General features: G+C 27.5%; 20 protein-coding genes. 9 read left to right on the top strand and 11 right to left on the bottom strand.

Translation table 11 applies throughout. From position 1 onward, the window contains the following. Positions 1–37: 37 nt before the first annotated feature. The 3 genes from R4I97_RS01460 to R4I97_RS01450 all read left to right on the top strand — a co-directional run bounded on the left by R4I97_RS01460 (position 38) and on the right by R4I97_RS01450 (position 2,789). Entirely contained in the window at positions 38–715 is a 678-nt protein-coding gene (locus R4I97_RS01460) for a DUF305 domain-containing protein (RefSeq protein WP_335783378.1), read from the top strand. Between the two features lie 168 nt (positions 716–883). Beyond that, positions 884–1,924, top strand: a complete 1,041-nt coding sequence (gene lpxD, locus R4I97_RS01455; protein WP_335783377.1) for a UDP-3-O-(3-hydroxymyristoyl)glucosamine N-acyltransferase — start codon at positions 884–886, stop codon at positions 1,922–1,924. A 1-nt stretch (position 1,925) separates the two neighbouring features. Continuing rightward, positions 1,926–2,789: a DMT family transporter gene (locus tag R4I97_RS01450; protein WP_335783376.1), complete on the top strand. Its 864-nt coding sequence runs from the start codon at positions 1,926–1,928 to the stop codon at positions 2,787–2,789. A 412-nt stretch (positions 2,790–3,201) separates the two neighbouring features. Here R4I97_RS01450 and mnmA read toward each other — a convergent pair whose 3' ends face one another. From mnmA to rpoN, 5 genes are read right to left on the bottom strand one after another with little or no spacing between them, the layout of a single operon-like run. After that, complete coding sequence (gene mnmA, locus R4I97_RS01445; RefSeq protein ID WP_335783375.1) at positions 3,202–4,263, bottom strand: tRNA 2-thiouridine(34) synthase MnmA; 1,062 nt, start codon at positions 4,261–4,263, stop codon at positions 3,202–3,204. Between the two features lie 34 nt (positions 4,264–4,297). Next, positions 4,298–5,248 (bottom strand): HPr(Ser) kinase/phosphatase, encoded by a 951-nt coding sequence (gene hprK, locus R4I97_RS01440; protein WP_335783374.1) that lies wholly within the window; start codon positions 5,246–5,248, stop codon positions 4,298–4,300. Continuing rightward, positions 5,248–5,712: a PTS sugar transporter subunit IIA gene (locus R4I97_RS01435; RefSeq protein ID WP_335783373.1), complete on the bottom strand. Its 465-nt coding sequence runs from the start codon at positions 5,710–5,712 to the stop codon at positions 5,248–5,250. Before R4I97_RS01435 ends, hprK begins: the two co-directional genes overlap by 1 nt. 40 nt (positions 5,713–5,752) lie before the next feature. Continuing rightward, complete coding sequence (gene hpf / locus R4I97_RS01430; RefSeq protein WP_335783372.1) at positions 5,753–6,532, bottom strand: ribosome hibernation-promoting factor, HPF/YfiA family; 780 nt, start codon at positions 6,530–6,532, stop codon at positions 5,753–5,755. 20 nt (positions 6,533–6,552) lie between these two features. Beyond that, on the bottom strand, positions 6,553–7,818 hold the full coding sequence (rpoN, locus tag R4I97_RS01425) for an RNA polymerase factor sigma-54 (RefSeq protein ID WP_335783371.1): 1,266 nt from the start codon (positions 7,816–7,818) through the stop codon (positions 6,553–6,555). A 162-nt stretch (positions 7,819–7,980) separates the two neighbouring features. Between rpoN and R4I97_RS01420 the strand changes: the two genes are divergently transcribed. Next, positions 7,981–9,366 (top strand): sodium-dependent transporter, encoded by a 1,386-nt coding sequence (locus R4I97_RS01420; protein ID WP_335783370.1) that lies wholly within the window; start codon positions 7,981–7,983, stop codon positions 9,364–9,366. Between the two features lie 367 nt (positions 9,367–9,733). Here the strand turns inward: R4I97_RS01420 and R4I97_RS01415 are convergent, their stop codons facing one another. The 6 genes from R4I97_RS01415 to R4I97_RS01390 form a co-directional block, all read right to left on the bottom strand. Then, positions 9,734–12,901 (bottom strand): DUF4132 domain-containing protein, encoded by a 3,168-nt coding sequence (locus R4I97_RS01415; RefSeq protein ID WP_335783369.1) that lies wholly within the window; start codon positions 12,899–12,901, stop codon positions 9,734–9,736. 19 nt (positions 12,902–12,920) lie between these two features. Beyond that, positions 12,921–13,760, bottom strand: a complete 840-nt coding sequence (locus R4I97_RS01410; RefSeq protein ID WP_335783368.1) for a hypothetical protein — start codon at positions 13,758–13,760, stop codon at positions 12,921–12,923. A gap of 63 nt (positions 13,761–13,823) precedes the next feature. Next, positions 13,824–14,660: an ankyrin repeat domain-containing protein gene (locus R4I97_RS01405; RefSeq protein ID WP_335783367.1), complete on the bottom strand. Its 837-nt coding sequence runs from the start codon at positions 14,658–14,660 to the stop codon at positions 13,824–13,826. Between the two features lie 25 nt (positions 14,661–14,685). Beyond that, complete coding sequence (locus R4I97_RS01400; RefSeq protein WP_335783366.1) at positions 14,686–15,270, bottom strand: uracil-DNA glycosylase; 585 nt, start codon at positions 15,268–15,270, stop codon at positions 14,686–14,688. Positions 15,271–15,463: 193 nt separating this feature from the next. Beyond that, positions 15,464–16,372, bottom strand: coding sequence for an S-adenosyl-l-methionine hydroxide adenosyltransferase family protein (locus R4I97_RS01395; protein ID WP_335783365.1), 909 nt, complete (start codon positions 16,370–16,372; stop codon positions 15,464–15,466). A 241-nt stretch (positions 16,373–16,613) separates the two neighbouring features. Next, positions 16,614–17,576, bottom strand: a complete 963-nt coding sequence (locus tag R4I97_RS01390; RefSeq protein ID WP_335783364.1) for a class II fructose-bisphosphate aldolase — start codon at positions 17,574–17,576, stop codon at positions 16,614–16,616. A 579-nt stretch (positions 17,577–18,155) separates the two neighbouring features. On the opposite strand from R4I97_RS01390, the gene R4I97_RS01385 reads away from it, so the two are divergent. The 5 genes from R4I97_RS01385 to aroB all read left to right on the top strand — a co-directional run bounded on the left by R4I97_RS01385 (position 18,156) and on the right by aroB (position 24,602). Next, a complete protein-coding gene (locus R4I97_RS01385) occupies positions 18,156–19,595 on the top strand; it encodes an aminoacyl-histidine dipeptidase (RefSeq protein ID WP_335783363.1) in 1,440 nt (479 codons plus the stop codon). 63 nt (positions 19,596–19,658) lie between these two features. Next, entirely contained in the window at positions 19,659–21,584 is a 1,926-nt protein-coding gene (locus R4I97_RS01380; protein WP_335783362.1) for an OPT family oligopeptide transporter, read from the top strand. Between the two features lie 96 nt (positions 21,585–21,680). Next, complete coding sequence (locus tag R4I97_RS01375; protein ID WP_335764097.1) at positions 21,681–22,088, top strand: PqqD family peptide modification chaperone; 408 nt, start codon at positions 21,681–21,683, stop codon at positions 22,086–22,088. Between the two features lie 229 nt (positions 22,089–22,317). Then, complete coding sequence (locus R4I97_RS01370; protein WP_335783361.1) at positions 22,318–23,451, top strand: DUF3800 domain-containing protein; 1,134 nt, start codon at positions 22,318–22,320, stop codon at positions 23,449–23,451. 98 nt (positions 23,452–23,549) lie between these two features. Further along, positions 23,550–24,602: a 3-dehydroquinate synthase gene (gene aroB, locus R4I97_RS01365; RefSeq protein ID WP_335783360.1), complete on the top strand. Its 1,053-nt coding sequence runs from the start codon at positions 23,550–23,552 to the stop codon at positions 24,600–24,602. Positions 24,603–24,634: the final 32 nt, after the last annotated feature.

The raw sequence follows: 24,634 nt of genomic DNA, 5'->3' as shown, positions 1-24,634 counted from the left end.
GTTATAATAGTAAATTTTATTAAAGGATATTTACATAATGAAAATTTTTTTAACTTTAATTACTATTATAATGATGTTAGTTTTTACTGTTTCTTGTACTCAAAAAACAGATACAGCTTCTGCAGTGCAAACTAATAATGCAGAAAATACGCATAATGCACATGCAGCACATAATGTTTCTGGTTCTAAAATAATAGATGCAATGCATGCTCCTATGATGGCTCAGGCTTTTGAGAAAACTAAAAATATAGATGTTGATTTTTTAGTTAATATGATACCTCATCATCAAGGTGCTATAGATTCTTCTAAAATACTTCTTGAAACTACTACAAATGAAACTCTAAAAACTTTAGCTAATAATATTATAAAAGCCCAAGAGAAAGAGATAGAAGAGTTTAAAGCTTTAGTAGATGAATTAAAAGCAAAAAACACAGACTATAGTGATATAGATACTGTTGCTTTTGGTGATGAAGCAGAGAAAATTATGAATGATATGATGATGGAAATGTCTATGATAGAAGTTACTGGAGATAATGATATAGATTTTATTAAAGGAATGATACCTCATCATCAAGGTGCTGTTAATGCTTCTAAACAAATATTAGCTTCTACAAAAGATGATAAAATTAAAGAGATTGCTAATAGAATAATAGCTGACCAAGAAAAAGAAATAGCTGATATGAATAATTTATTAACTTCATTAACATCAAAATAATAAATAGTAAATAAAACAATATTAAACGCTATGGATTTTATTATATTTTATTATCTATAGCGTTTTTTATTTTAAAAATAATATAATAAAAAAATATAAATTTGCAAAAAAACATATTTGTTTATAAAATGAGATATATTTTTTAATAACTTTATAAATGGAGCTAATATGAATATTAAAGATATTGCTAAATTTTTGAATGCTATAAAAACATTAGGAGATGATAATATTAATATAACAACACTTTCTCCTATTAATGATATATCAGAAGGCTCTATAGTTTGTGTTGACAATAATAAATATATAGAAACTGCTTTAAATAGTAAAGCGAGTGCAATTATTTTAAGAGAGGATTTAGCAAACACAATAGAAGATTTTAAAAAGAAAACTGCTATTATTCATGCAAATCCGAAAGAAGCATTTATAAAACTTCTTTATATTTTATTTGAAGATAAAAAATATCCATTAGGCACTATAGAAAATACTGCCGTTATAAAAGATAATGCAAAAATAGATAAAGAAACCTATATAGGAGATAATGCCCATATTGGAAAGAATGTAAAAATTGCTAAAGGCAGTGTAATAGAGAGCGGAGTATTTTTGGGAGATAATGTTGAAATAGGGGAGAACTGCATCATACATTCAAATGTTTCTATACATGACAGATGCATAATAAAAAACAATGTTATAATAGGTTCATCTACTGTTATTGGAAATGATGGTTTTGGATTTTTTGAAGTTAATGGCAAGCAGATGAAAATTCCTCAAAGGGGAAATGTTGTTATAGAAAACGATGTTGAAATAGGTGCTAATGTTTGTATAGACAGGGCAACTTTAGGCTCTACAATTATTAGAGAAGGGGTAAAAATAGACAACTTAGTTCAAATTGCTCATAACTGCGACATAGGAGAGCATTCTATAATTGTATCACAGGTTGGAATTGCAGGAAGCAGTAAATTAGGTCATCATTGTGTGCTTGCAGGACAGGTTGGTTTGGCTGACCATGTTACTTTGGGTGACAGAGTTATATTAGGCGGACAAAGCGGTGTTATGACTAATGTAAAAATAGAATCAAATTCTGTTATGCTTGGTTCCCCTGCTCAGAGAATAGACAGAGAAAAATTAAAAATGATAGCAGAGCAAAAGCTGCCTGAATTAATTAGTTTGGTAGAAGAACGCTTTGATGTTAAGATAAGAAGAGCTAAGTAAAATGATTAATGTATTATTAGTAATCATAGCGTCTATTGCTTATGGTTTTCTTCCAATATTTACAAAAAATATTATAAGAGAAAATTATTCATCTGTAGCTATAGTTTTTTATAGATATGCTTTTACAGCAATATTTTTATTTTTTATAATACTTATAAGAAAAAAAAGTTTTAAAATAGATAAAAGACAATTTTTAGAGCTTATATTATTTAGTGTAATTGGACTTGGTTTAACATTTTTCTTTTTGTCTCTTTCTTTATCATATATATCAGCAGGGCTTACTAATATGATTCATTTTGGATATCCTGTTGTAGTAATTATATTGATGGCTATAGTTTATAAAGAGAAAATTAATATATTAAAAATACTATCTGTAATTTCTGCTGTTATAGGAATAGTTCTTTTAACAAGAATTGTAGAAGTAGAATCTTTTAAGGGTGTAATATATGCCTTAATAACAACTGTGACTTATGGTGTATATATTATATCAAATAAAAAGGCATCATTTGCTAAACTTGATACTATGGTTTCTATTTTTTATATGTCTTTGTTTGTATCTATAGTATTTTTTGTATGGGGTATATCAACTAATAGTTTGAAAATGATTGACAGTATAAATGTATTTAATAATTTTCTTATTATATCTTTATTTTGCACAATATTTTCTTTAGGGCTTTTACTTTATGGTGTAAAACAACTTGGCTCTTCGCTTGCTTCAATACTAAATATGTTTGAACCAACAACAACAGTAATAGCTTCTATATTTATTTATAATGAAACTTTAACTATTAATATATTATTAGGCTCTATTCTTGTTGTTTTGTCTACGGTATTTATGATAATGTCATCGAAGATAAAAAGTTAAAACATTTGCACTTTCATAAAATATATGCGAATGCTGAAAACCTTACGAAATCCGCACAGCGAGAGCGACAAAAAAGTTGAACAAAAACAAATACTTATAATAATAAAACATAATTGTTTAATTATATACTAAAAATTTCTTGTTTGTGGTGGCGTTGCCCCCTGCGAAGCGTGCCCTTAGGGTACATGCCCCTACTTCTTTTGCGACTGAAAGGAGTGCCGGCGACTGAAAGGAGTACCTTTAGGTAAGGCGTGCCGCAAAGAAGCAAAAGAACTGCATTGTTTAGCTTAAAATAAATGTATTATTTTATACTTAATACATATTACAAATATAAAAAGATATAGCACTTGCACTTTTTGGTTCTTTTTGCTGCGGGAAAAAGAACAAGAAAAAATTGATAGAAAATATTGTTTTAATATACAATTCCGCCGCACAATGTAATCTCGCCGTCATAGCAAACGCATGATTGTCCTTTGGCTACTATACCTGTAGGCTCTAAAAAATGTATGTCTATTCTATTGTCATCTATCGGCACAACATTAGCCATAGTACCTTTATGAGCACTTCTTGTTTTTACCAATGCTGTAAACTCTTTTTCTCTTTTGTTTACTATCCAATTTATGTCATATATTGTAACTTTATCTATAATGGTGTGATTTTTATTTCCAACATAAACAGTATTAGTGTTGCTGTCTAATGATATAATAAAAAGAGGCTCTTTGTATGCAATGCCAAGTCCTTTTCTCTGACCAACTGTATAATGCCATATTCCATTATGTTTTCCTAATATTTCATTAGTTTCTATATGCACAATATTTCCTTCTAAATCTTCATCAAAAAGCCTATGATATTCTCCAGCAAAAAAATCTTGACTGTCATTTTTCTCTGCCACATCAATAAGATTGTACTCTCTTGCTAACTTTCTTGTCTCTTCTTTAGTCATTTCATACATAGGAAACATTATTTTGGATAATTGCTCTTGAGTTAATCTGTATAAAAAATAAGATTGGTCTTTTATATGATTTTTGCCTCTTAAGAGTATATATCTTTTTTCCTCTTCATCATATCTTACACCAGCATAATGCCCAGTAGCAAATTTATCGAAAGTTAAACCACTTTTTTCTATGGCATCAAACAAAGCCATAAACTTAATTTCTCTATTGCACATTATACAAGGGTTGGGAGTGAGTCCTTTTTTGTATGAATTTTTTACATAATCTATTACTTTTTTTTGAAATAATTCACTAACATTAAAAGCATAATAATCAATTCCAATTTGAGCAGCATATTTTTTGCATTCTTCTACCACTTTGTTTTGATAAGGACCATAACAAGAACCAGCTAAAGGAGCTCTCTCATCACCGTCCCAAAGAAGCATAGTAACACCAAAAACTTCATTACCCTGTTCTTTTAAAAGTTTTGCCGTTGTTGTAGAATCTACTCCTGCACTCATACCAACAGCTATTTTTGACATATATTTTTAATCCTTTTTTAATATAGATATGTTTTTATGAACCTTTCTTTTGCATAGCTTCTATTAAATCTTTGTCTAATTCTTTAGCACTGTTATAGCCCATCTCTTTTAGACGTAAATTCTTAGCAGCAGTTTCAATTAATATACATATATTTCTTCCGGCACGTACAGGCAATTTTATATAAGGTATTTCAGTATTTAATATATTATAAGTTTTATCATAAAGCCCCATTCTGTCATATTGCTCATCATCTTTCCACTGTTCAAGCTCTATCACCAAATCAAGCCTTTTTTTATCTCTAATAGCACTCATACCAGAAAGCCTGCTTATATCTACTATTCCAATACCCCTCACTTCCATTTTATGCTTGATAACATCATGCTTTTTACCAATAATTCTGCCGTCTTTTAGTTTTTTAAACTCAACAGTATCATCTGCTATAAGCCTATGACCTTTATATATAAGCTCTAAAGTAGCCTCACTCTTACCAACACCGCTTTTACCTAATATTAAAATGCCAACACCAAAAACCTCAACAAGCCCGCCATGAACTCTAAAAGACTCTAAAAACTCCTCTTCTATTAAGTTTTGCATGGATAGAACAAACTCATTAGTAGGAAGCTCAGTAACAATAACACATATATTATTATTCTTAGCAATTTCTATAAAAGATTCAGGCGGTACTAAGCCATAAGTAAATATACATACAGGAATCTTATAAGAAAGCATCTCTTCAAATATATCAGTCTTATTTTCTTTATCTAAAGTTACAACATAATTACCTTCGCCCTTACCGAATATCTGTATTCTTTCAAAAGCGAAATCCTGAAAATATCTAAATAATGCCATACCAGGTCTATTGACATCGCAGCTGTATATTTCATTTTTCATTCCAATTAAACCTGTTAATCTTCTTATTTTTAAGATGTTGTTTCTGTTTTCGTTGATTTCAAGGAATTTTTCAACATTTATTTTTTTAGGCATTATAATTTCATTTCCTCTTTAGCGATAAGAGATATTATATCTTCATTTTTTTCTGTATTTATAAGTTTCTCTACAAAATGACTGTTATCTCTAAGTATTTTAGCTATTGTAGTTAATACTTTTAAATTCTCTGATGCAGAATCTTTAGGAGCAAGAAGCATAAAAACTATAAATACTTTTTTCTTATCTACAGATTTATAATTTATTCCATTTTTTATAGTAGCAACAGTCAAGACTATTTTTTTTACAGCATCTGTTTTGGCATGCGGAATAGCTATACCGCTTCCAACTCCTGTACTCATAAGCTTTTCTCTAGCCATAATCGAGTGTTCTGCTTCATCTTTATTCAGCAAGAGCCCGCATTCATTAAGCCTTTCTACCATTTTAGAGAGCAAACGTTCTTTATCTGTCTCTTGAACATCTATCATTATTGCATCTTTATTGATATAGTCTATCAAGCTCATTTTTATTAAGCCCTCCAAAATAGTATTAATTTATAAAAAATTATAACTCAAATATTCTTATTAAAGTAAAAGATATATCTGATTCTTTATATAAAGCCTCTACCTGACCAGTAACACTGCTTACATATACTACAAACTTTTCATTATTATTTTCTGTTAAGTAGTTTACTGCCTCACTCACATTATATTCTCTTAATTCATATTTTTTGCTTGAACTAGCATCTATATTATTATCGCTAGTTAAACTTACTTCATCTATATTCCAAGAATTAGAATCATCGCTCTCATATATTTCATAAGTTTTAGAATCATTTCCTTTAAATAGATAAGAAGGATATTTACCTATTTTTACGCTGTATAAATCCTCTTCTCTCTTTATAGGGAAATAAGCAAGATACGGCCTCTTATCATGATTAAATATAACAAGAGCATCAATCTCATCTAAAGGTTTTTCATATAAAGATACTGTATTTATAGAGTAAGAAGCATCATCTTCATCAGTTTGTACAGTTTTATCAACTACAGCTCTTTGAGATTTATCTATATTTTTCTCTTTAGATTTTCTAACCTTTCTTTCTATTTTTTGGAACATTGTATCTATTGCTGCATACAAGTCTTTTTCTTTTTCTTTATCATGGAATACTTGTTTACCGAAAGTAATAGTACCTTGAACTATATATTCTTCATGTATATGCTCACATATAATATTAGCATCTATGATTTTATCAGAATGAACTTTTATATTTTGCATCTTATTAGCTATATGTTCTCTTACATTTTTAGTGATTCTCACGTTTTTACCTATGATGTTTTGATGCATAAAATTTTCTCCTTTTGTTTTCATAATATTGATGATGAAAGCCTATATTTAGCAACAGTTCTTCTTGATATATCAATACCTTCGCTTTTTAATATCAGCCTTATTTTTTCATCAGTCAATTTAACAGGGGAATCTTTTATTATTCTTTTTATTATTTCTTTCACCGCTCTTGAGGATATGCCACCTTTAAGCTCTTTTGAAAAGAAATATTTTATAGAAAAAGTACCCCAAACTGTATTTAAGTATTTACCATTAGATATTCTGCTTATTGTGGACTCACTTAAAGAAACTTCTAATGATAAATCTTGTAATTTTAAGGGTTTTATAAACTCTTTTCCATTTTCAAAGAAAGGAAGTTGAAATTTTAATAATCCTTCGCCTACTTTTAATAGTGTTTTTTTTCTTTCACTAACGGCATTTATTAAATTTTCAGCCATTTTCTTTTTTTCTTTCAAAAAGTTTATATCTTCTCTACTATTTTTCCCCTCATTTATTAGTTTACTATATTTTTTGCTAATTTTCAAGGGTTTTATGAAGCTTTCATTAGTTTTTACAACCCACTCATTGTTTTCTTTGAATATAAAAATTTCAGGTACTATATATTTTATAGGTGTAGTGTCATATTCTCTTGCAGGGTATGGCTCTAATGTTTGTATTATTTTTAGAGCTTCGAGTACTTTATCTTTAGTGATATTCATCTCATTTGCTATATAGTCATAATTTTTTTTACCAAGCTCTTTTAAGTAATTTTCTACTATCTTTATAGCTATTTCTTTTATACTATCTTCTATATCATCTCTTGATTTAAGCTGTATAGATAAACATTCTTCAATATTCTTCGCACAAACTCCTAATGGGTCGAAAGTTTTTAATATATTAATTATTCTTTGTACATCTTTTATATTTGCATTCAATGTTTCTGATATTGTTTCGTATGGTGTCTTTATATATCCGTCTTTATCTATAAAACTGCATATATGTTCTGCTAATTCTATATCTTTTTTATTATCAAATGCTATATTTATTTGAGTTTTAAGGTGTTCAAATAGGCTTTCGCCCTCGCTTTGAAGTGTGTTCTCTATAATATTATCAATATCTTTACTACTACTATTTTTTAAATCATATTCAAGAAAAGGGTTTTCTTCCATTTCTTTTTCTATCTTTTCTTTTAATTCTATTGCGGGCATTGATATTGTATTTAGCCATAATTTTGTTTGAGCGTTTAATCTTAATTCATGTCTTAATTGAGTTTTAATGTTTGTAGATAAATTGATAGATGAACTCATTAAAAAAGTATATAACAGTAAAATTTTTTGTCAATAAAATGTATATTAAAAAGTGTTAGCTATTGATTTTATTTGTTTTATATAATATCATACTACATTATTGTATATAGAAACATAATATTTTTTTAATGTTTTTTAAATGTTTTTATTGGAGAACTATTTATGAAAGAGAGAGAAAAACTTGGCAGCAGATTAGGGTTTATACTTGTTTCAGCTGGTTGTGCTGTAGGTATGGGTAATGTTTGGAGATTTCCTTATATTACAGGTCAGTACGGCGGAGGTGCTTTTGTTGTACTTTATATTATATCTATAGTGGCCTTTTGTACTATACCTATGATTATGGAGTTTGCTGTAGGAAGAGCTGGCGGACATGATATATCTAACTCTTTTCTAAAATTAGAGAAGAAAGGTCAGCATTGGCACAAAATAGGCTATGTTCAGATTATTGGTAATGTACTTCTTATGTTATTTTATACTACTATATGCGGTTGGTGTTTAGCTTATTTCTATTTTACTTTAACTGGTAAGTTTACTTCATTAGGTGCTGACCAAATTGGAACTTTTTTTAATGGCGTACTTGGAAGCCCTTCTACTTTAGTTTTTTGGATGGGTGTTAGTGTATTAATAGGTATTTTAATTTGTTCCTTTGGTCTTCAAAACGGAGTTGAGAGAGCAAGTAAATTTATGATGATATCTTTATTTGCTTTGCTTATAGTATTAATAATAAGAGCTGTAACTTTAGACGGTGCTGTTGAGGGATTAAAATTCTATTTAATTCCTGATTTTAATAAATTATTTGGCGGCGGATTTTCTGGTTTTATTGGTATATTTTATGCTGCTATTGGACAGGCTTTCTTCTCTCTTAGTGTTGGTCAGGGCGGAATGGCTATATTCGGAAGCTATATAGATAAAAAACAAAGATTAACAGGTGAAGCTCTTATAGTTGTGGCATTAGATACATTAGTAGCTTTGCTTGCTGGTCTTTTAATATTTCCTGCTAGTTTTGCTTTTAATGTTAATCCTGGTCAGGGAGCTGGATTAACTTTTGTTACTTTGCCTAATATATTTAACTCTATGCCTTTAGGAAGATTATGGGGCTCTTTATTCTTCTTATTCCTTGCTATGGCTGCTCTTACTACTATAATCGCTGTATTTGAAAATATATACTCTTTTGCTATGGATAAGTTTGGATTATCAAGAAAAAAAGTTTCTGTAATATTGTTTTTAGTAGTGTTCTTTGGAAGCTTGCCTACTGCTTTAGGTTTTAATGTTTTATCACATATTAATCCTTTAGGCGAGGGTACTGTAATACTTGATTTATTAGACTTTATAGTAAGTAATAATATACTTCCTCTTGGTGCTTTGGTTACTTTATTTTTCTGTACGAGAAAGTTTGGCTGGGGATTTGATAATTTTCTTAAAGAGGTTAATACTGGTGAGGGAGTAAAATTCCCTGCATATTTAAGACTTTATAGCAGCTATATTATACCGCTTATAATACTTGCTATATTTGTTTATGAATACTTAAATAAATTTGTATTGAAATAAAGATTTTTTAATATTGTTTAGATTATAAAAGATAGTGCTTATATTAGTGCTATCTTTTTTTATTAAATAAGTTTTTAAGTTTGTTAAAAAACATATTTTTAGTTTTTTATTTGTGGTAGGCTTACCACTGCGAAACGTGCCCTTAGGGTACACACCCCCAGTTCTTTTATTGGTATAAAAGAACCTTATATCCTTTGGATACGCTTCGCGAAGAACTGCATTGTTTAGCTTAAAATACAAGTATTATTTTATATATATTCATAAGATATTAACTATGGTATATGCATTTTTTGCAACTTTTTGCGGCGGGAAAAAGTTGAGTAAAACAAAAACTACAAAATATAATTAGATATATACTGAAAATCTTTTATTCGTATAACCCCAACGATAAATAATATAATATAGAACTAACAAACTTTCGACTAATTTCAAATGGATTTATCTTTTTGCCTAATCTCTCATTCTTATCAAGCTCATAAAACTCTATAGAGCCTAAAACTATTTCTTCTCCATAAGCATAAGCATTAATTTTGCATACTATTTTTAATACATCATCAAATATCATATATGAAGCATTATCATTAAAATAAGTGTCTTTTATATCAAGTTCTCTGCATAATTGATTTATGTACGAAGCGTCAATTTTTATTCCTTCAAATATTATAATAGAATCATATTTTACATTCACTTCTTTTAATGTTATAAGCTCATTCATAAACTGATTAATTGGCTGTTCTATATCATAAAGCTCAAATTGCTCTTTCCACTTATAAAATTTTTCTATATCATCATCAATTATATTGTATATTCCAATATAGTAATTGTCTGGAAGTTCATATAATTCATCATCTATAGTTACAAATGCTCCATCTTCCATATATCTAAAAGAATCTATTAAAACATCATTTTCATCATAAACTCCCCAAACGAATGAGAGTGTAAAATAACGCATTATTGGATTATTTATAAATACTTCAAAGAAAGTTTTATAATCCCATTTTCTTCCGTTTATTAAGGCTCTTGTTAATTTTATTTTCTCATGATTAATAATTTCTTTTAATGTTTGTTTTGTATATAAAAAATCTTCTTTTACTTTTTTTAATTCTTCGTCATCTTCTGTATCTGGTAATTCTTTAATTATTGAAGAGTTTTGAATATCAAAAATTTCTAAATATGAATCGCTTAGTAATTGTAATTGAAAACTTCTATTGCCGTAATTTATTATTTTTTTGCCTTCTGCATCAAAGCCAAAGTTGGGGAATAATCTTTCAAAGATATTATCTATATTTGTATTTAATATTTCTGATGCATAAACGAGAATGTCTTTTATATTATTTTTTATTTCTTTATTATTGCTGTTTAGAGCGAATTTGTTAATCATTTTTAATGCTGAAGTTTTACCGTTTATAGCTATTGATTGCATTGTATATAATATTAATGGTGTTTTAAAACTGTTATTCCAATCTATTAATAGTTGATGAAGTTTTTCTATATGGCTTTCATCAGCATATATTGCATAAGGAGTTATTATTTTTATATTATCTTCTATCAAATTGTTATTTATAAAATATTCTACTACTTTTTCAATTGCTTCTATAAAAGATTTTCTGTCTATAAACTCTAATATTTTATCTACATCTTTTATTTTATTGGGTTTATCTATTTTTAAAAATTCATTTAATATGTATTTTAATACTTTAACATTTATATTTGTATTTTCTTTAGAGAAAGTATTATAATAATCATTATCTAAAAAATTTAATAATTCATTGTCTATATAATAATAATCAACATAATTATAAATATCTTCAATGCTTTTAAAACAAAAATCTTCTTTATTGTAATTCCATTTTTTTAATATTTCTTTAAACTCTTTAAAATTATCTAAATTATCCTCTACATATTTTCTGTTTAACTCTTCATTTTCAGCAATAATGTTTAGAGAATATTTTTTTAGTATTTCATTATCAGTATTTAAAATATTATAAACAATACTATAATCATCAAAATTATTTTTAATATAAACTAATTCCAAAAAATCAATCAATGCATAGCTTTTGTTTGATGCTATATTTAAAAAGTCTGTATCTTCAAACGTTTCTTTTATTTTATTATCATATTTATTTAATAGTTCTATAATATATTGAGATTTAAATATATATATAGGGTAGCTATAAAAATAGGATATTAGTAAATCTTTTATATTTATATTATATTGTTTTATTGTATCGTCTATATTTTTGTTAAATAAGTTTATATTGTTTTTTATAATTATAGGAATCATTAAATTATATGGAAAAGATTCTAATACAGCGTTTACAATTTTTTTAGCATTATCATTACTATAATAAAACCAATTAAAAACATTCAATAAAAATATTATACGCTTATTAAACTTAATAGTTAAATCATTTTTATATATTTTTAGAGCATTAATTAAATCATATATGCTATTGTATTTTATATGCTTAATATTAAAAAATTCTTCCAATTCTTTTTCTAAAGATTTTAAAAAATAATTTATGTTATTAATATCGCTATTTGTTATTAAATTAAATATTGACATTAATTCTATTGCATATTTATTATTATCTGAAAGTTTTAATACTTCATATATTTTATTAAAAGTCTCATCATCATATTTTTTAATTTCTATAAGCTCTGAATATATTTTATTATAGTTTGAGTGTATATTGTTATTTAAATACTTTATTAAAAAAATTATATAATTATCTGCATTCAAATCTTTTAAATAGCTCATATAATCATCATAATTGTTAAAATCAAAAAAGTATTTATTTTCTATTGGGAGCCTTGCTATATAAATAAAATCTGCTATAAGATTTTTATTATCTTTTTCTAATTGTTTTAATAACTCTAAAAATTTATTTTCTATTTTTTTATTTTTATCAATTATAATGCTAACAGCAAGCATATCATCTAAAGTATTTATATTATCCAAATATTCTAAAATTCTTTCTATATATTTTTCATTATTATTAAAATAATACCCAATAACTAAAGCTATTAATGGTATTATTATATTATCATCATATTCTTTATATATTTCTTTAAATGTTAGCTTATATATATTTTCAATATAATTATTTGTATAGTTTGGAAAATATTTATATGCATTATCAAAATAGGTGAATATGCAAAATTTTCTTTTTAGTATTTCTTGTTCTGAAATATTACCTTTATTGTAGTTTACTATTTTTTTATAATTTATTGTTTTTAATATAGCATCTTTTATTTTTAGTCCTGCTATAATATTAATAATAAAAGACTCAAATATATAAATATTGTCTATATCATATAATGAAATAATTTTAAATAGCCTAATTATATAATCATTATCATCATCTTTTTGAAAGTATTTTTCTACTATTTTAGAGTATACAGATTTATCATTTGATATATTATTTTTATTTATTTTAAAGTTTATAGTATCTGTTTGTTTTAATACATATTGTTTAATATCTTCTTGATTTTCTTCAAATATATAATCAATATAATATTCTATCTTTTTCATAATATTAAACAACTTATTATTAGTCTATTATAACCGTAACTTTACAATTTCTAATAGCTTCTTTTAATTTCTTGGCACTTAATATAATGCTTGCATCTTCATTTCCTATTACTAAATCACTTGAAAATTTTCCTCTTGTTCTCCAAGCTACTATATTATATGGTTTTTTGCCTGTAATGTTTGTAGATATTTGATTGGTTAAAAAAGAGTTTGTAGAATATTTTATATATCCATTAGTAGAAGCAATTTGCTTGTCTATATAAGCAATATCATAAATAGCATCGCCATTTTCATTATATATTGTAGGAAATAGAGAAGGCTTAAAACCTATTCCTCTGGCATCTATTACAAGCCCGTCATAATCAGTTCCAGCATCAATATATGTTACTATTGGTGTAGGTTTGTAAATATTCATATTTTGTATAAAGTTTGACATTAACTGATTTGTGATAATATCTAAAGCCATTAATACTTTAACACTTGTTCTGCTTGGGTAAGATACGCCTAAAAGTCTTGCATCATTAACAAAGTCCATAACATCTTCTCTTAATTTAGCATTTTCTTCTATAATGTTATAAACTGTATAATCACCATTAACTATAATATTACCTAAAGTCTGATAAAGAGTTCTAAAAGTTTCTTCTTCTGCCTGTTCTTGAAGTATTAATAATGCCTCTGGGTGTAAAACTTTATCTGTGAGAATATCAGCAGTAGCATCAGCATATATTGTATATGTTGTATAATCTACTCTTCCTACTCCGGTATTTATTAATATATTATTATCTCCAACATTGGAAGTAGACTGTGCAAATAGAAGTATGTTTATACTTATAAATAATAAGATAACTTTGATATTCATTATACTCTCCAATATACTGCAAATATTTTCGGTTTATATAAAAAATACTTAAAGATATTTTTATTATTCATCATTATATAATTTTTGTAAATAGTTAGATACATTTATTTTATTATTATATTTTAATACTTCATGAGCTTTTAATCCAATTGAGTTTCTGCTTTTATAATCTATATCATTATAAATTAAATATCTAGCTATTTCTATTTTTGTAACATAAAATATAGCATTTTGTCCCCAATCATCTTTTTCGTTAATATCCACTTTTACTTTCTCTACTAAATATTTTACCAAATCTAAATTTTCACTTTCAACAGCATACATCAATATGTTTTTACCCAAAATATCTTTTTGATTAATATTGCTTTTTTCTTTGATTAATAACTGCACAGACATAATATTGCCTTTTTCGGCAGCAGTAAGAAGAGCTGTTTTTCCTTTATTGTCTATAGCATTTACATCTGCATTATTTTCTATTAGAAGATTTAATATATATGGATAATCTGCTGATAGTATTAAAGCATTTTCACCATTTGAGTTTGTAGTATTTATTTCTGCTTTTTTATCTATTATATAGTCAACTAAATCATAATATCCTATTGCAGAAGCTTGCATTAAAATAGTATTGCCGTTTGTGTTTGTAGCATTAATATCTCCGCCTTTATTGAGATAGTCTTGCAGGGTTATTATTGTATCTTTTATTTTGTATGAAGGGTTTATATAGTCAAATATAGTTGGTTTTGTGGGAGTGTTTGTTTTTTTGTTTTCTATATGCTCTTCTTTATCATTGGTGTAGTATTCTTTATATTCATTTGTGTAAAAATCATCAGGCAAGAGATAATCAAATTCTTGAGCGTATAAACAAGCACTTAAACAAAATAATAATATTATTCTTTTCAAATTTGTTTCCTAATAATAAAGAGTTTTATTTTAATTTTTCTAATTCCCTTATCATAAACTCTAAATCTTCTATTACTTTTATTTCTTCTTTTTGATTTCTTAATATATATGCAGGGTGATATGTTGCAATTACAGGTATGTTATTATAATAATGAATATTGTTTCTAACCTTCCCAAAAGGAGTTTTCAAATCAAAATCTACAAGGTTAGAAAATCCATGTCTACCCAATGCACATATAATTTTAGGGTTCAATATTTCAAGTTGTTTTGTAAAGAACGCTCTGCAATTATCTTTTTCTTCTAAAAGCGGGTCTCTGTTTTCAGGCGGACGGCATTTTAAAGCATTCATAATATAGTAGTTAGAAATGTTTAGCTTCTCAATCCACTTATCTAATAATTTACCAGCTCTCCCTACAAATGGAAAACCTAATCTATCCTCATCAGCACCAGGAGCTTCTCCTACAAATACTATATCAGGTTTTTCGTCACCCCTTCCAAATACAACATTTTTACGGCTATTGCATAAAGCTTCGCATTTCATGCATTTAGTTATAGTTTGATATAATTTTTTTAACTCTTCATTTTTTATTTCTGCATTTTGTATTTCCATCTGTGCTCCATTAGTTTTTTTGAGATGCTTATTTTTTATTATTATCTTTTTATTTTTATCACAGTGAATAGTATCGAAAAATTTTATTTTGTTTGTATTCAAGAGATATTGTTCTATTTTTGTCATATTTATATTAGTATAAATTATAATAATGGGCTTTTTGTAAAACCCATCATTATAATTTATTATTTTATTATTTTTTTGTAATTTCCATACTCCAATTAGGTCCGCTGTATACTTTATATCTTTCAGAGAAATTACCCATATTAACAGCTACAGAAAAATTAAGCTCAGAATTAAAATAAGCCATATTTTCGTTTTCAGGTACATCACCGAAAGTATTTACAAGCTTAACATCACCAGTCCATACAAGCTCAGTATAATTATATATTTTTATATTGAGAGTATCGCCCATATTAATTCCATTATCAAGCATTAATTTACGAGGAAGTGATGACCATACATTGCCATATTGAATATCAAGTACAGGTATATTAGCATAAAAAACTCCATTCTCATATTTAGCTTTTTGATATTCAATTTTTGTTATATTAGTTCCTAAAGATTGACCAACCTCTTCAAAAGTAATTTGCTTAGAAGCAAGTTTAGCCCCAGTATAAACATAAACGTCTCTTCCATGGAAAGTGTATGATTCCTGTGAGTTTGTGAGTCTATTTTTAGCCTCATCAATTTCTCTTACTTCTTCTACACCTAAAGACTCTGCAACAAAAGTTAAAGTACCATTATCTGGAGTAACAAAGTAATAATTATTTTTAGTCTTCATCACAACTGATTTTCTATCAGTACCAACACCAGGGTCTACCACACTAACAAATACAGTACCTTCAGGCCAATACCTTGCAGTTTGGTCAAGTCTTAAAGCAGCCTCCCATATATTGTATGCAGGTATTTCATGTGTAAGGTCATAAACTTTTAAATCTTTATCTACACTAAGAGCAACACCATACATACTTGCTACAGCATTGTCCTTTCTTCCAAAGTCTGTTTGAATTGCAAGAGGTGATTTATTATTAATATTGTTTTGATTAGCGCAAGAGATTGCAAAAAATATTGTTAATATTGATATAATAATTTTTTTCATTTTTCTACCCTAATAATTTTTAAATATTGTATTTATTAAATACATTTATTTTACTAATGATTTATTAGCAATGACTAAAAAATTAAGGGTATAAGAAAAAACTTACACCCTTAAAAAATCTTGTTTATTTAGCTTTAGCATTAAGAGCATCTTTTTGTCTTTTGATTCTTCTTAAAGCTCTTTTGCGTTTCACTACTTTTCTATGTTGTTTTCCCACAGTATATATCTCCTTTAATTTTTATTATATTTTACCATTTGAACCTAATACATTCATTATTTTATGAATATAAAGTTTTTTCATTTCATCACGAGCAGGTCCTAAATATTTACGAGGGTCAAATTCTTTAGGGTCATCATGGAATACTTTTCTAATAGCAGCAGTCATAGCAAGTCTTGAATCGCTGTCTATATTGATTTTACAAACTGCACTCTTAGAAGCTTCTCTTAATTGCTCTTCAGGAATACCTATAGCATCATCAAGTTTACCGCCATTTTCATTAATTATTTTAACATATTCTTGAGGTACGCTTGAAGAACCATGAAGTACGATAGGAAATCCTGGAATTTTTTTCTCAATTTCTTTAAGAATGTCTAATCTTATTTGAGGGTTTTGACCTGGTTTGAATTTATAAGCACCATGACTAGTACCAATAGATATAGCAAGTGAATCAACACCTGTTTTTTTAACGAAATCTTCTACTTCTTCAGGCTGAGTATAAGTATGATGTTCAGCAACAACATCATCTTCTACACCAGCAAGTACGCCCAATTCTCCTTCAACAGTAACATCATATTTATGAGCATACTCAACAACGCTTCTAGTAATTTCTACGTTTTTGTTGTAATCATAATGGCTTCCGTCTATCATAACAGAAGAAAAACCATATTCAATACAGCTTTTACAAAGTTCTAAGCTATCACCATGGTCAAGGTGTAACACTATAGGTACATTAACACCTAATTCTTTAGCATATTCCACAGCTCCTTGAGCCATATATCTTAATAATGTTTGATTAGCATATTTTCTTGCACCAGAAGATACTTGAATAATAACAGGGCTTTTAGTTTCTACACAAGCCTGTACTATAGCCTGAAGTTGTTCCATATTATTAAAGTTAAATGCTGGAATAGCATAACCGCCGTTAATAGCTTTTTTAAAGAGGTCTCTGCTGTTTACAAGACCTAAGTCGGCAAATTTAACCATATTTCACTCCAATTAATAAAATATATTTTAATGATATAACAAAAATAATAATTTTTCAAGTAAATATATGCTTTTTATATTTAAGTAAAAATTTCATATACAGCCCCGCCCTTTATGTTTTTTGAAGTATTTTTATAAAGTAAGCTGTAATTATATTTATTGCTTAATTAGAAATTTTAGCCCCCGCCCAAACTTTTATTTGCTTTAAACTATATTTACGCACGGTAAATAAATTTATAAATGTAATAGAAGTTAAATTTTAAAGTTATTTATATATTTTATTTATCCAACCGTGCGTGGAGAAAATTGCAAATTTAAAAAAATTTGGGGGCAAAATTAAAGTATAAGCAAAAAGAAATATGATTCTTATACTATAATAAAAAACAAAAATCATATAGGGTAGGTGAGTGAAATTTTTAAAATAAAACATGTGTGAAATATATTACTACTTGAAGTTACATAAAATCAAAATCTTTGATATATTATTAGTTTTTTTTGACAATTTTTATATTATTTATTATACTAATAGAAGTACAAAATAAGAAAAATAATTTATATTATTTTAAGGAGTAAAATACTATGGATTTAAATGCTTTTAATTCAATGGAATCAAAAGAAGTATTCAAATGGTTTAATGAGATAAATAAAATCCCAAGAGAATCAGGACATGAAAAAGAGATTAGTGATTTTTTGGTAAAGTTTGCTAAAGATAGAAATTTGGAAGTATATCAAGATAGTGCTATGAATGTAATTATAAAGAAAAAAGGTACAAGCGGTTATGAGAATAAGCCTGCAGTAATAATACAAGGCCATGTTGATATGGTGTGCGAGAAAACAAAAGACTCTAAGCATGATTTTAGAAAAGATCCTATAGAGATGATAGTAGAGGGTGATATATTAAGAGCTAATAATACAACACTTGGAGGCGATGACGGTATTGCTATAGCTATGGGTATGGCATTGCTTGATTCTAAAGATTTGCCTCACCCTCCTATAGAATTACTAGCTACTACAGCAGAAGAAACTGGTATGGACGGAGCTATTGCTATTACTGGTGAGCATATAGACGGTAAAACTATGATTAATATAGACGGAGAAGAAGAGGGAATATTTTTGGTAAGCTGTGCTGGCGGAATGAACACTTTAACAGATTTTGATATTAAAAAAGAAAAAGCAGAAGGAAAAGCTTTAAAAATAGAAGTATCAGGACTTAAAGGAGGACATTCTGGAATAGAGATTATAAAACAAAGAGCTAATGCTATAAAATTGCTTGGAAGATTATTGTATGCTGTGAGAGATGATGTTGTTATATCACATATAGAGGGCGGTGCTAAGCATAATGCTATAGCAAAACATGCAGATGCTATTGTAGTTACTAAAGATATCAATAAAGTAAAAAAGACTTTAGAAGAAGTTGCTAAAAACATAAAAAATGAATATAGAGTAGAAGACCCTGATATGGTTATAAATGTTTCAGAAGCTTCAGATGTTAAAGAGAGCTTTACTAAGGAATTGAGCGATAATGTTATTAACTTTATGATGCTTGTACCAGATGGTGTTGCTTATATGAGTAAAGATATAGAAGGTTTAGTTCAGACTAGCTGTAACAATGGTGTATTAAAAGAAGAAGATGGAAAATTAAGATTTACTATATCAGTAAGAAGTTCTGTAGAAAGCTCATCAAAAGAGATAGCTTTAAAGATAGAATCTGCTGCTAATATGACAAAAGCTTCTTTCCAAATGTCTAATGGTTATCCTGCTTGGGAATATGATGCTAATTCAAAAGTAAAAGATATAGCATTGAATGTTTATAAGAAGGTTACAGGAAAAGATGCAAAAATAGAGGCTATACATGCAGGATTAGAATGCGGAATACTTAAAAAGCCTTTACCTGATGTTGATATGATAAGCATAGGTCCAGATATTAAAGATGTACATACACCTGCTGAACATTTGAGTATATCTTCTGTTGATAGAATGTGGAGATTCTTGAAAGAGCTTGTTATAAGTATTGCTTAAACAAAATGCTTAAATATAAAAATAGTTAAATAAAAATATTAAATAATAGGGAGAGAAATATTAATGTCTATTAAAGAAGAGGCTAGAAAGCTATCAAAAAATGCTTATGGAGGAATAAAGGGTGAAGATTATGTGCCTTTTATACCTGCTACTACTGTGATGCCAGAGATGACAGGGTACTCTATAATACTTGGTGTTATATTGGCTATAGTTTTTGCAGCTGCTAACACTTATTTAGGATTGAAAGTAGGTCTTACAATATCTGCTGGTATACCTGGTGCTATACTTGCTACTGGTGTGTTTAAAGCTTTGTTTAAAAGAAATAACATATTAGAAGCTAACTTTGCAGCATCACTTACTGCAGTTGGTGAATCTATTGCGGGCGGTATAATATTTATTTTGCCTGCTTTAATATTGTTTGGTATGGGGCTTTCAATATTTACCGTAATAATTGTTACTATTATCGGCGGATTTATGGGTTGTTTTTTCATTACACCTGTAAGAAAATATTTGATAGTAGAAGAGCATGGTTCTTTGGTTTATCCTGAAGCTATGGCTCAGGCTGAAGTGTTGGTAATAGGTTCTGAGGGCGGTAAAGGTTTTAAGTATATGATTACTGGTATTATTGCTGGTGTTGGATACAAACTTTTATCTGGCGGATTTGGTTTTTGGAAAGAGAGTGCTACTTATATAATTAAGCCTTATGAAAAAACTATGCTTGGAGTTGATACTTTAGCTTCACTTCTTGGAGTTGGTTTTATTATTGGACTTGAAACTTCATCATTAATGTTTGCAGGCGGTATAGTAGCTTGGCTTGGTCTTATACCTATCATTAAATATTTTGGAAGTTTAATTAATACTCCAATATTTCCTTCTACTACTTTGATATCAGAAATGTCTGCTCAGGAAGTTTGGGGAAGTTATATAAGATATATTGGTGCTGGTGCTGTTGCTATGGGAGGTTTTATTTCTTTAGCTAAATCTCTTCCTACAATTATAGATTCTTTCAAAAAATCTATAGCTGGTATGGGTGAGAAGGGTGCTAATGATAATCATGACAGAATCAATCAAGATGCTCCTATAATATGGCTTATTACTGCTGCTATATTTGGCTTTTTAGCTACTTGGCTTGTTCCTATAATTGGAGGAGGAATATTAGGCGGTATATTGGCTGTAGTATTTTGTTTCTTCTTTGCTGTTGTATCTGCAAGAATGGTTGGAGTTATTGGTGCAAGTAACAACCCTGTTTCTGGTATGACTATTGCTACTCTTTTAATTGTTGCTACTGCTTTCAAATTAACAGGCAATATCGGTGAAGAGGGTATTAGAATGTCGCTTGTTGTTTGCGGTGTTGTATGTGTATCTACTGCTACTGCAGGTGGTGTTGCTCAATCTTTGAAATCTACTTTTATAATTGGCGGTTCTCCTAAGAATATACAAATTGGTATGTTTATAGCTCTTTGTGTATCTTCTGTTGGTGCTGCTGCTACTGTTATACTTATGCAAACTGCTTATGGTATAGGCAGTGAGGCTGTTCCTGCTCCTCAGGCTACTTTGATGAAACTTATAGTTGAAGGTATTATGACTGCTCAGTTGCCTTGGACTTTGGTTATAATTGGAGCTTCTATTGCAGTATTTTGTGCTTTGGCTAAACTTCCTATACTTCCTGTGGCTTTAGGTTTATATTTGCCTATTACTTTAACTACTACTATATTTATTGGCGGTATAGTAAGAAAATTAGTTGAAATGAAGTTTAAAGATAAAGAAGAAGAAAAAACAGAGGCTGTTGAAAAAGGAATATTGCTTGCTTCTGGTTTAGTTGCAGGTGATGCTATAACTGGTATATTTATAGGTGTTATGGCTGCTTTGAATATTGCTATTAACTTTGGTTCTAAAATTGTTCCTCAAAGCAATGCTATTACATTTATAATATTTATACTATTTGCTGCTTGGATTTATAAGTACTCTGTAAGCAAGGATAAGAAATAATATTTTTAAATAAATGATATGGGCTTGGCAATTATATGAGCTAAGCCCATTATTTTATAAAAATTTATTTATATAATTTATAGGATTTTTTAATAAATGAAAGATAATAGATTTTCATTAGACAATTTCTTAAAAGAAGAAGATAAGCATAATTTTGTATTGTATGTTCCAGAGATTATACACACTAATTGGAAAGTAAATGATAATGGAAAAGTGCTTTTAATATTTGATGTTAATAACCCCATTACAAAAATAGCAGCTTGGCTTTTAAAAAAGAAACCCAATAAAGATATAGAATTCGATGAACTATGCACATCCGCTTGGCTTAATATAGATGGAGAGAGATGCATATTTGAAATAGCTAAAATACAGAAACAAAACTCTAATGATAATTTTAAAGATTCTCTTATAAGATTAATCAAGTTTATGCATTACATACAAGGCAGAAGGTGGATAAGATACAAAAAAGTAAAAGCAAAAGAAGACGTTGATATATCTAAATAACTATATTTTGTAATATAAGTTTTTGTTTTATTCAACTTTTTCCCGCCTTCGCTTTGCGGACTTCGTCAAAGAACCAAAAGTGCAAATGTTTTAACTTTATTAATTTAAATTATAATAATACTTGATTTTTTTAAACTAAAAATTATTCTATATGTAAATATTAAGTGCAATATAAATAAAATATGACATATCGTTGTTTGTAATATTACTAATTATGAGGTTTTAAATTATGGAATTTGAATTGTATTTAGATGAATCGGGTAATACACATGCTGACTGGTTTAATAACGATCAGCCTTATTTTATTTATGGAGGTTGGTTAATAAATTCAAAAAAAAAAGATCAAATAAGAAAATATATAAGTAGACATAAAATAAGAAAAAATAATATTGCAGAATTAAAATCAAAAATTTTGAAAAATGATAATAACTATAAAGAATTTATTTTTATTTTTCATCAAATGATTAATGTATATAAAGCTATACCTTTTTTTGGTATTGTAAATAAAAAGTTTTTGATAGCATCTAAAATAATAGACACTTTTTTTGATCCTAATTATAATAAATCATTAAATAGTTCTATTCTATATTCCAAATTATATTCTCCTACAGAATTAAAAAAAGAGTTAGCTTCATATATATTATTAAATGATAATGACAATATTCTTTATGATTTTTCTAATCTCATAAAAAGTAAAGAATGTACGAATACTGATAATATTATTTTTATAAAAGAAAAATTAATAAAATTATTTCGTTCAGAATTAAGTTCTATTTCAGATTCTATATCAAGCATAGATGACAAAGGATTGATGGAAATACAAGATGAATTTGATGATAATGGGACTATAAAATTTTTAAATAGTATAATGACACCTACAATAAATTCAATATTTTCATATGTTAGTAAATATTTGTATTCTGATAATGAGTCAGACCCTGACTTATCTATTTATTATGATAAACTCTATGGATATGATGAACTATTTAATTATATAAAAAGTATATGGAATATAGGAAAACATTCTAAAATAAAAGTAGATAAAAATACAGATATTGAATGGGGATTTAAAAAGTTAAATAATTTTGAAGCTATAGATTCAAAAAATGAAATATTGATTCAGCTTGCAGATTTGTTATGTGGTTATGTATCTATAACTTATTCAAAAATTATAAATAATATCGTAGATGAAAATGTTAAAGAGTTTGCAAAATTTATTGTAATGAACCTTAAACTTTATATTCATTTAAATGAAGATATAATAACTTTTAATAAGTTGTTAAATGTTGTAGGATTTAATTCCAAAAATCATTTAGATATTAATAATATATCTAAAAAATTTAATTTTTTTTTAAAGAAATAAATTAATATTTTATTTGTATTTTATTATTTCTTAATAAAGATATTATATATTTTTTAAAAATAATTTATAATACTAAAAAAATAAATTAGGGCTTATATATGAATAAAGTTAATATAAATATAAATAACGATGCAAAAATAAATTATGATATTTTAGTGAGCAGCGGACTTATAAAAGAAAGTGGTAAATTGGTAAAAGAAGTTCTTAGAGGAAAAAGGGCTTTAATAGTTACTGATGACATAGTTGATAAACTCTATACTGAAATAGTGAAAAAAAGTTTAGAGAAAGAAAATATTATCACTTCTGTATGTGTGCTTGAAAATGGAGAGACTAACAAAAATATAGAGAGCATTTATAATATATATTCAGCTTTTGCAAAAAATGAGTTAAGCAGAAAAGATATAGTAATAGCATTAGGAGGCGGTGTTATAGGTGATATGGCTGGGTATGCTGCTGCTACTTGGATGAGGGGAATTGATTTTGTTCAGATACCTACAACACTTCTTGCATGCGTTGATTCTTCTGTGGGCGGAAAGACTGGCATTAACATTAAAGAAGGTAAAAATTTAGTTGGCGCTTTTCATAGCCCTAAACTTGTTATAATGGATAGTGATGTTTTAAATACGCTTCCAAAGAGAGAGTTTAATGCGGGTATGGCTGAAGTTATTAAGCATGCATTTTTGTTTGATAAAAAACTTTTAGAATATTTAGAAAATAATAATAGTTTTGATATGGATTTTATTCTTAAGAGAAACTGCGAATTGAAAGGGCATATAGTAGAGATTGATTATAAAGAAAAAAAAGAGAGAATGTTTTTAAACTTTGGTCATACTATTGGGCATAGTGTAGAAAATGCTGCTGGTTATGGTGTTTTGCTTCATGGTGAGGCCGTTGCTATAGGTGTGATTTTTGCTATAGAGTATGGAATAAAAAAAGGCATTACTAAAAATAAAAGTTTATTTGAGAGAGCAAAAAATATATTTGATAAATTTTCTCTCCCAACTGCAATACCAAACAACATTAACTTAAAAGATGCAATTAAATTAGATAAAAAAAGAAGTAATGATGAAATTAATTTTGTGTTCTTAGAAGATATAGAAAAGCCTTTAATAAATAAAATAAGCATTAATGATATATTAGAGTCTTTATAAAAAGATATATTATTTATAAAACTAATACTCCT

Source organism: Brachyspira pilosicoli (assembly GCF_036997485.1).
Classification (GTDB): Bacteria; Spirochaetota; Brachyspiria; order Brachyspirales; family Brachyspiraceae; genus Brachyspira; species Brachyspira pilosicoli_C.
This window is presented reverse-complemented; position numbering and strand designations above follow the sequence as displayed.

Excerpts from the sequence above, each read along its gene's own strand:
- R4I97_RS01415 (WP_335783369.1), bottom strand. The coding sequence starts at position 12,901 with ATGAAAAAGATAGAATATTATATTGATTATATATTTGAAGAAAATCAA.
- R4I97_RS01370 (WP_335783361.1), top strand. The coding sequence starts at position 22,318 with ATGGAATTTGAATTGTATTTAGATGAATCGGGTAATACACATGCTGAC.
- R4I97_RS01450 (WP_335783376.1), top strand. The coding sequence starts at position 1,926 with ATGATTAATGTATTATTAGTAATCATAGCGTCTATTGCTTATGGTTTT.
- R4I97_RS01420 (WP_335783370.1), top strand. The coding sequence starts at position 7,981 with ATGAAAGAGAGAGAAAAACTTGGCAGCAGATTAGGGTTTATACTTGTT.
- rpoN (WP_335783371.1), bottom strand. The coding sequence starts at position 7,818 with ATGAGTTCATCTATCAATTTATCTACAAACATTAAAACTCAATTAAGA.
- R4I97_RS01460 (WP_335783378.1), top strand. The coding sequence starts at position 38 with ATGAAAATTTTTTTAACTTTAATTACTATTATAATGATGTTAGTTTTT.
- R4I97_RS01385 (WP_335783363.1), top strand. The coding sequence starts at position 18,156 with ATGGATTTAAATGCTTTTAATTCAATGGAATCAAAAGAAGTATTCAAA.
- hprK (WP_335783374.1), bottom strand. The coding sequence starts at position 5,248 with ATGCCTAAAAAAATAAATGTTGAAAAATTCCTTGAAATCAACGAAAAC.
- R4I97_RS01395 (WP_335783365.1), bottom strand. The coding sequence starts at position 16,372 with ATGAAAAAAATTATTATATCAATATTAACAATATTTTTTGCAATCTCT.
- lpxD (WP_335783377.1), top strand. The coding sequence starts at position 884 with ATGAATATTAAAGATATTGCTAAATTTTTGAATGCTATAAAAACATTA.
- R4I97_RS01435 (WP_335783373.1), bottom strand. The coding sequence starts at position 5,712 with ATGAGCTTGATAGACTATATCAATAAAGATGCAATAATGATAGATGTT.
- R4I97_RS01400 (WP_335783366.1), bottom strand. The coding sequence starts at position 15,270 with ATGGAAATACAAAATGCAGAAATAAAAAATGAAGAGTTAAAAAAATTA.
- R4I97_RS01380 (WP_335783362.1), top strand. The coding sequence starts at position 19,659 with ATGTCTATTAAAGAAGAGGCTAGAAAGCTATCAAAAAATGCTTATGGA.
- mnmA (WP_335783375.1), bottom strand. The coding sequence starts at position 4,263 with ATGTCAAAAATAGCTGTTGGTATGAGTGCAGGAGTAGATTCTACAACA.
- hpf (WP_335783372.1), bottom strand. The coding sequence starts at position 6,532 with ATGCATCAAAACATCATAGGTAAAAACGTGAGAATCACTAAAAATGTA.
- R4I97_RS01390 (WP_335783364.1), bottom strand. The coding sequence starts at position 17,576 with ATGGTTAAATTTGCCGACTTAGGTCTTGTAAACAGCAGAGACCTCTTT.
- R4I97_RS01410 (WP_335783368.1), bottom strand. The coding sequence starts at position 13,760 with ATGAATATCAAAGTTATCTTATTATTTATAAGTATAAACATACTTCTA.
- aroB (WP_335783360.1), top strand. The coding sequence starts at position 23,550 with ATGAATAAAGTTAATATAAATATAAATAACGATGCAAAAATAAATTAT.
- R4I97_RS01375 (WP_335764097.1), top strand. The coding sequence starts at position 21,681 with ATGAAAGATAATAGATTTTCATTAGACAATTTCTTAAAAGAAGAAGAT.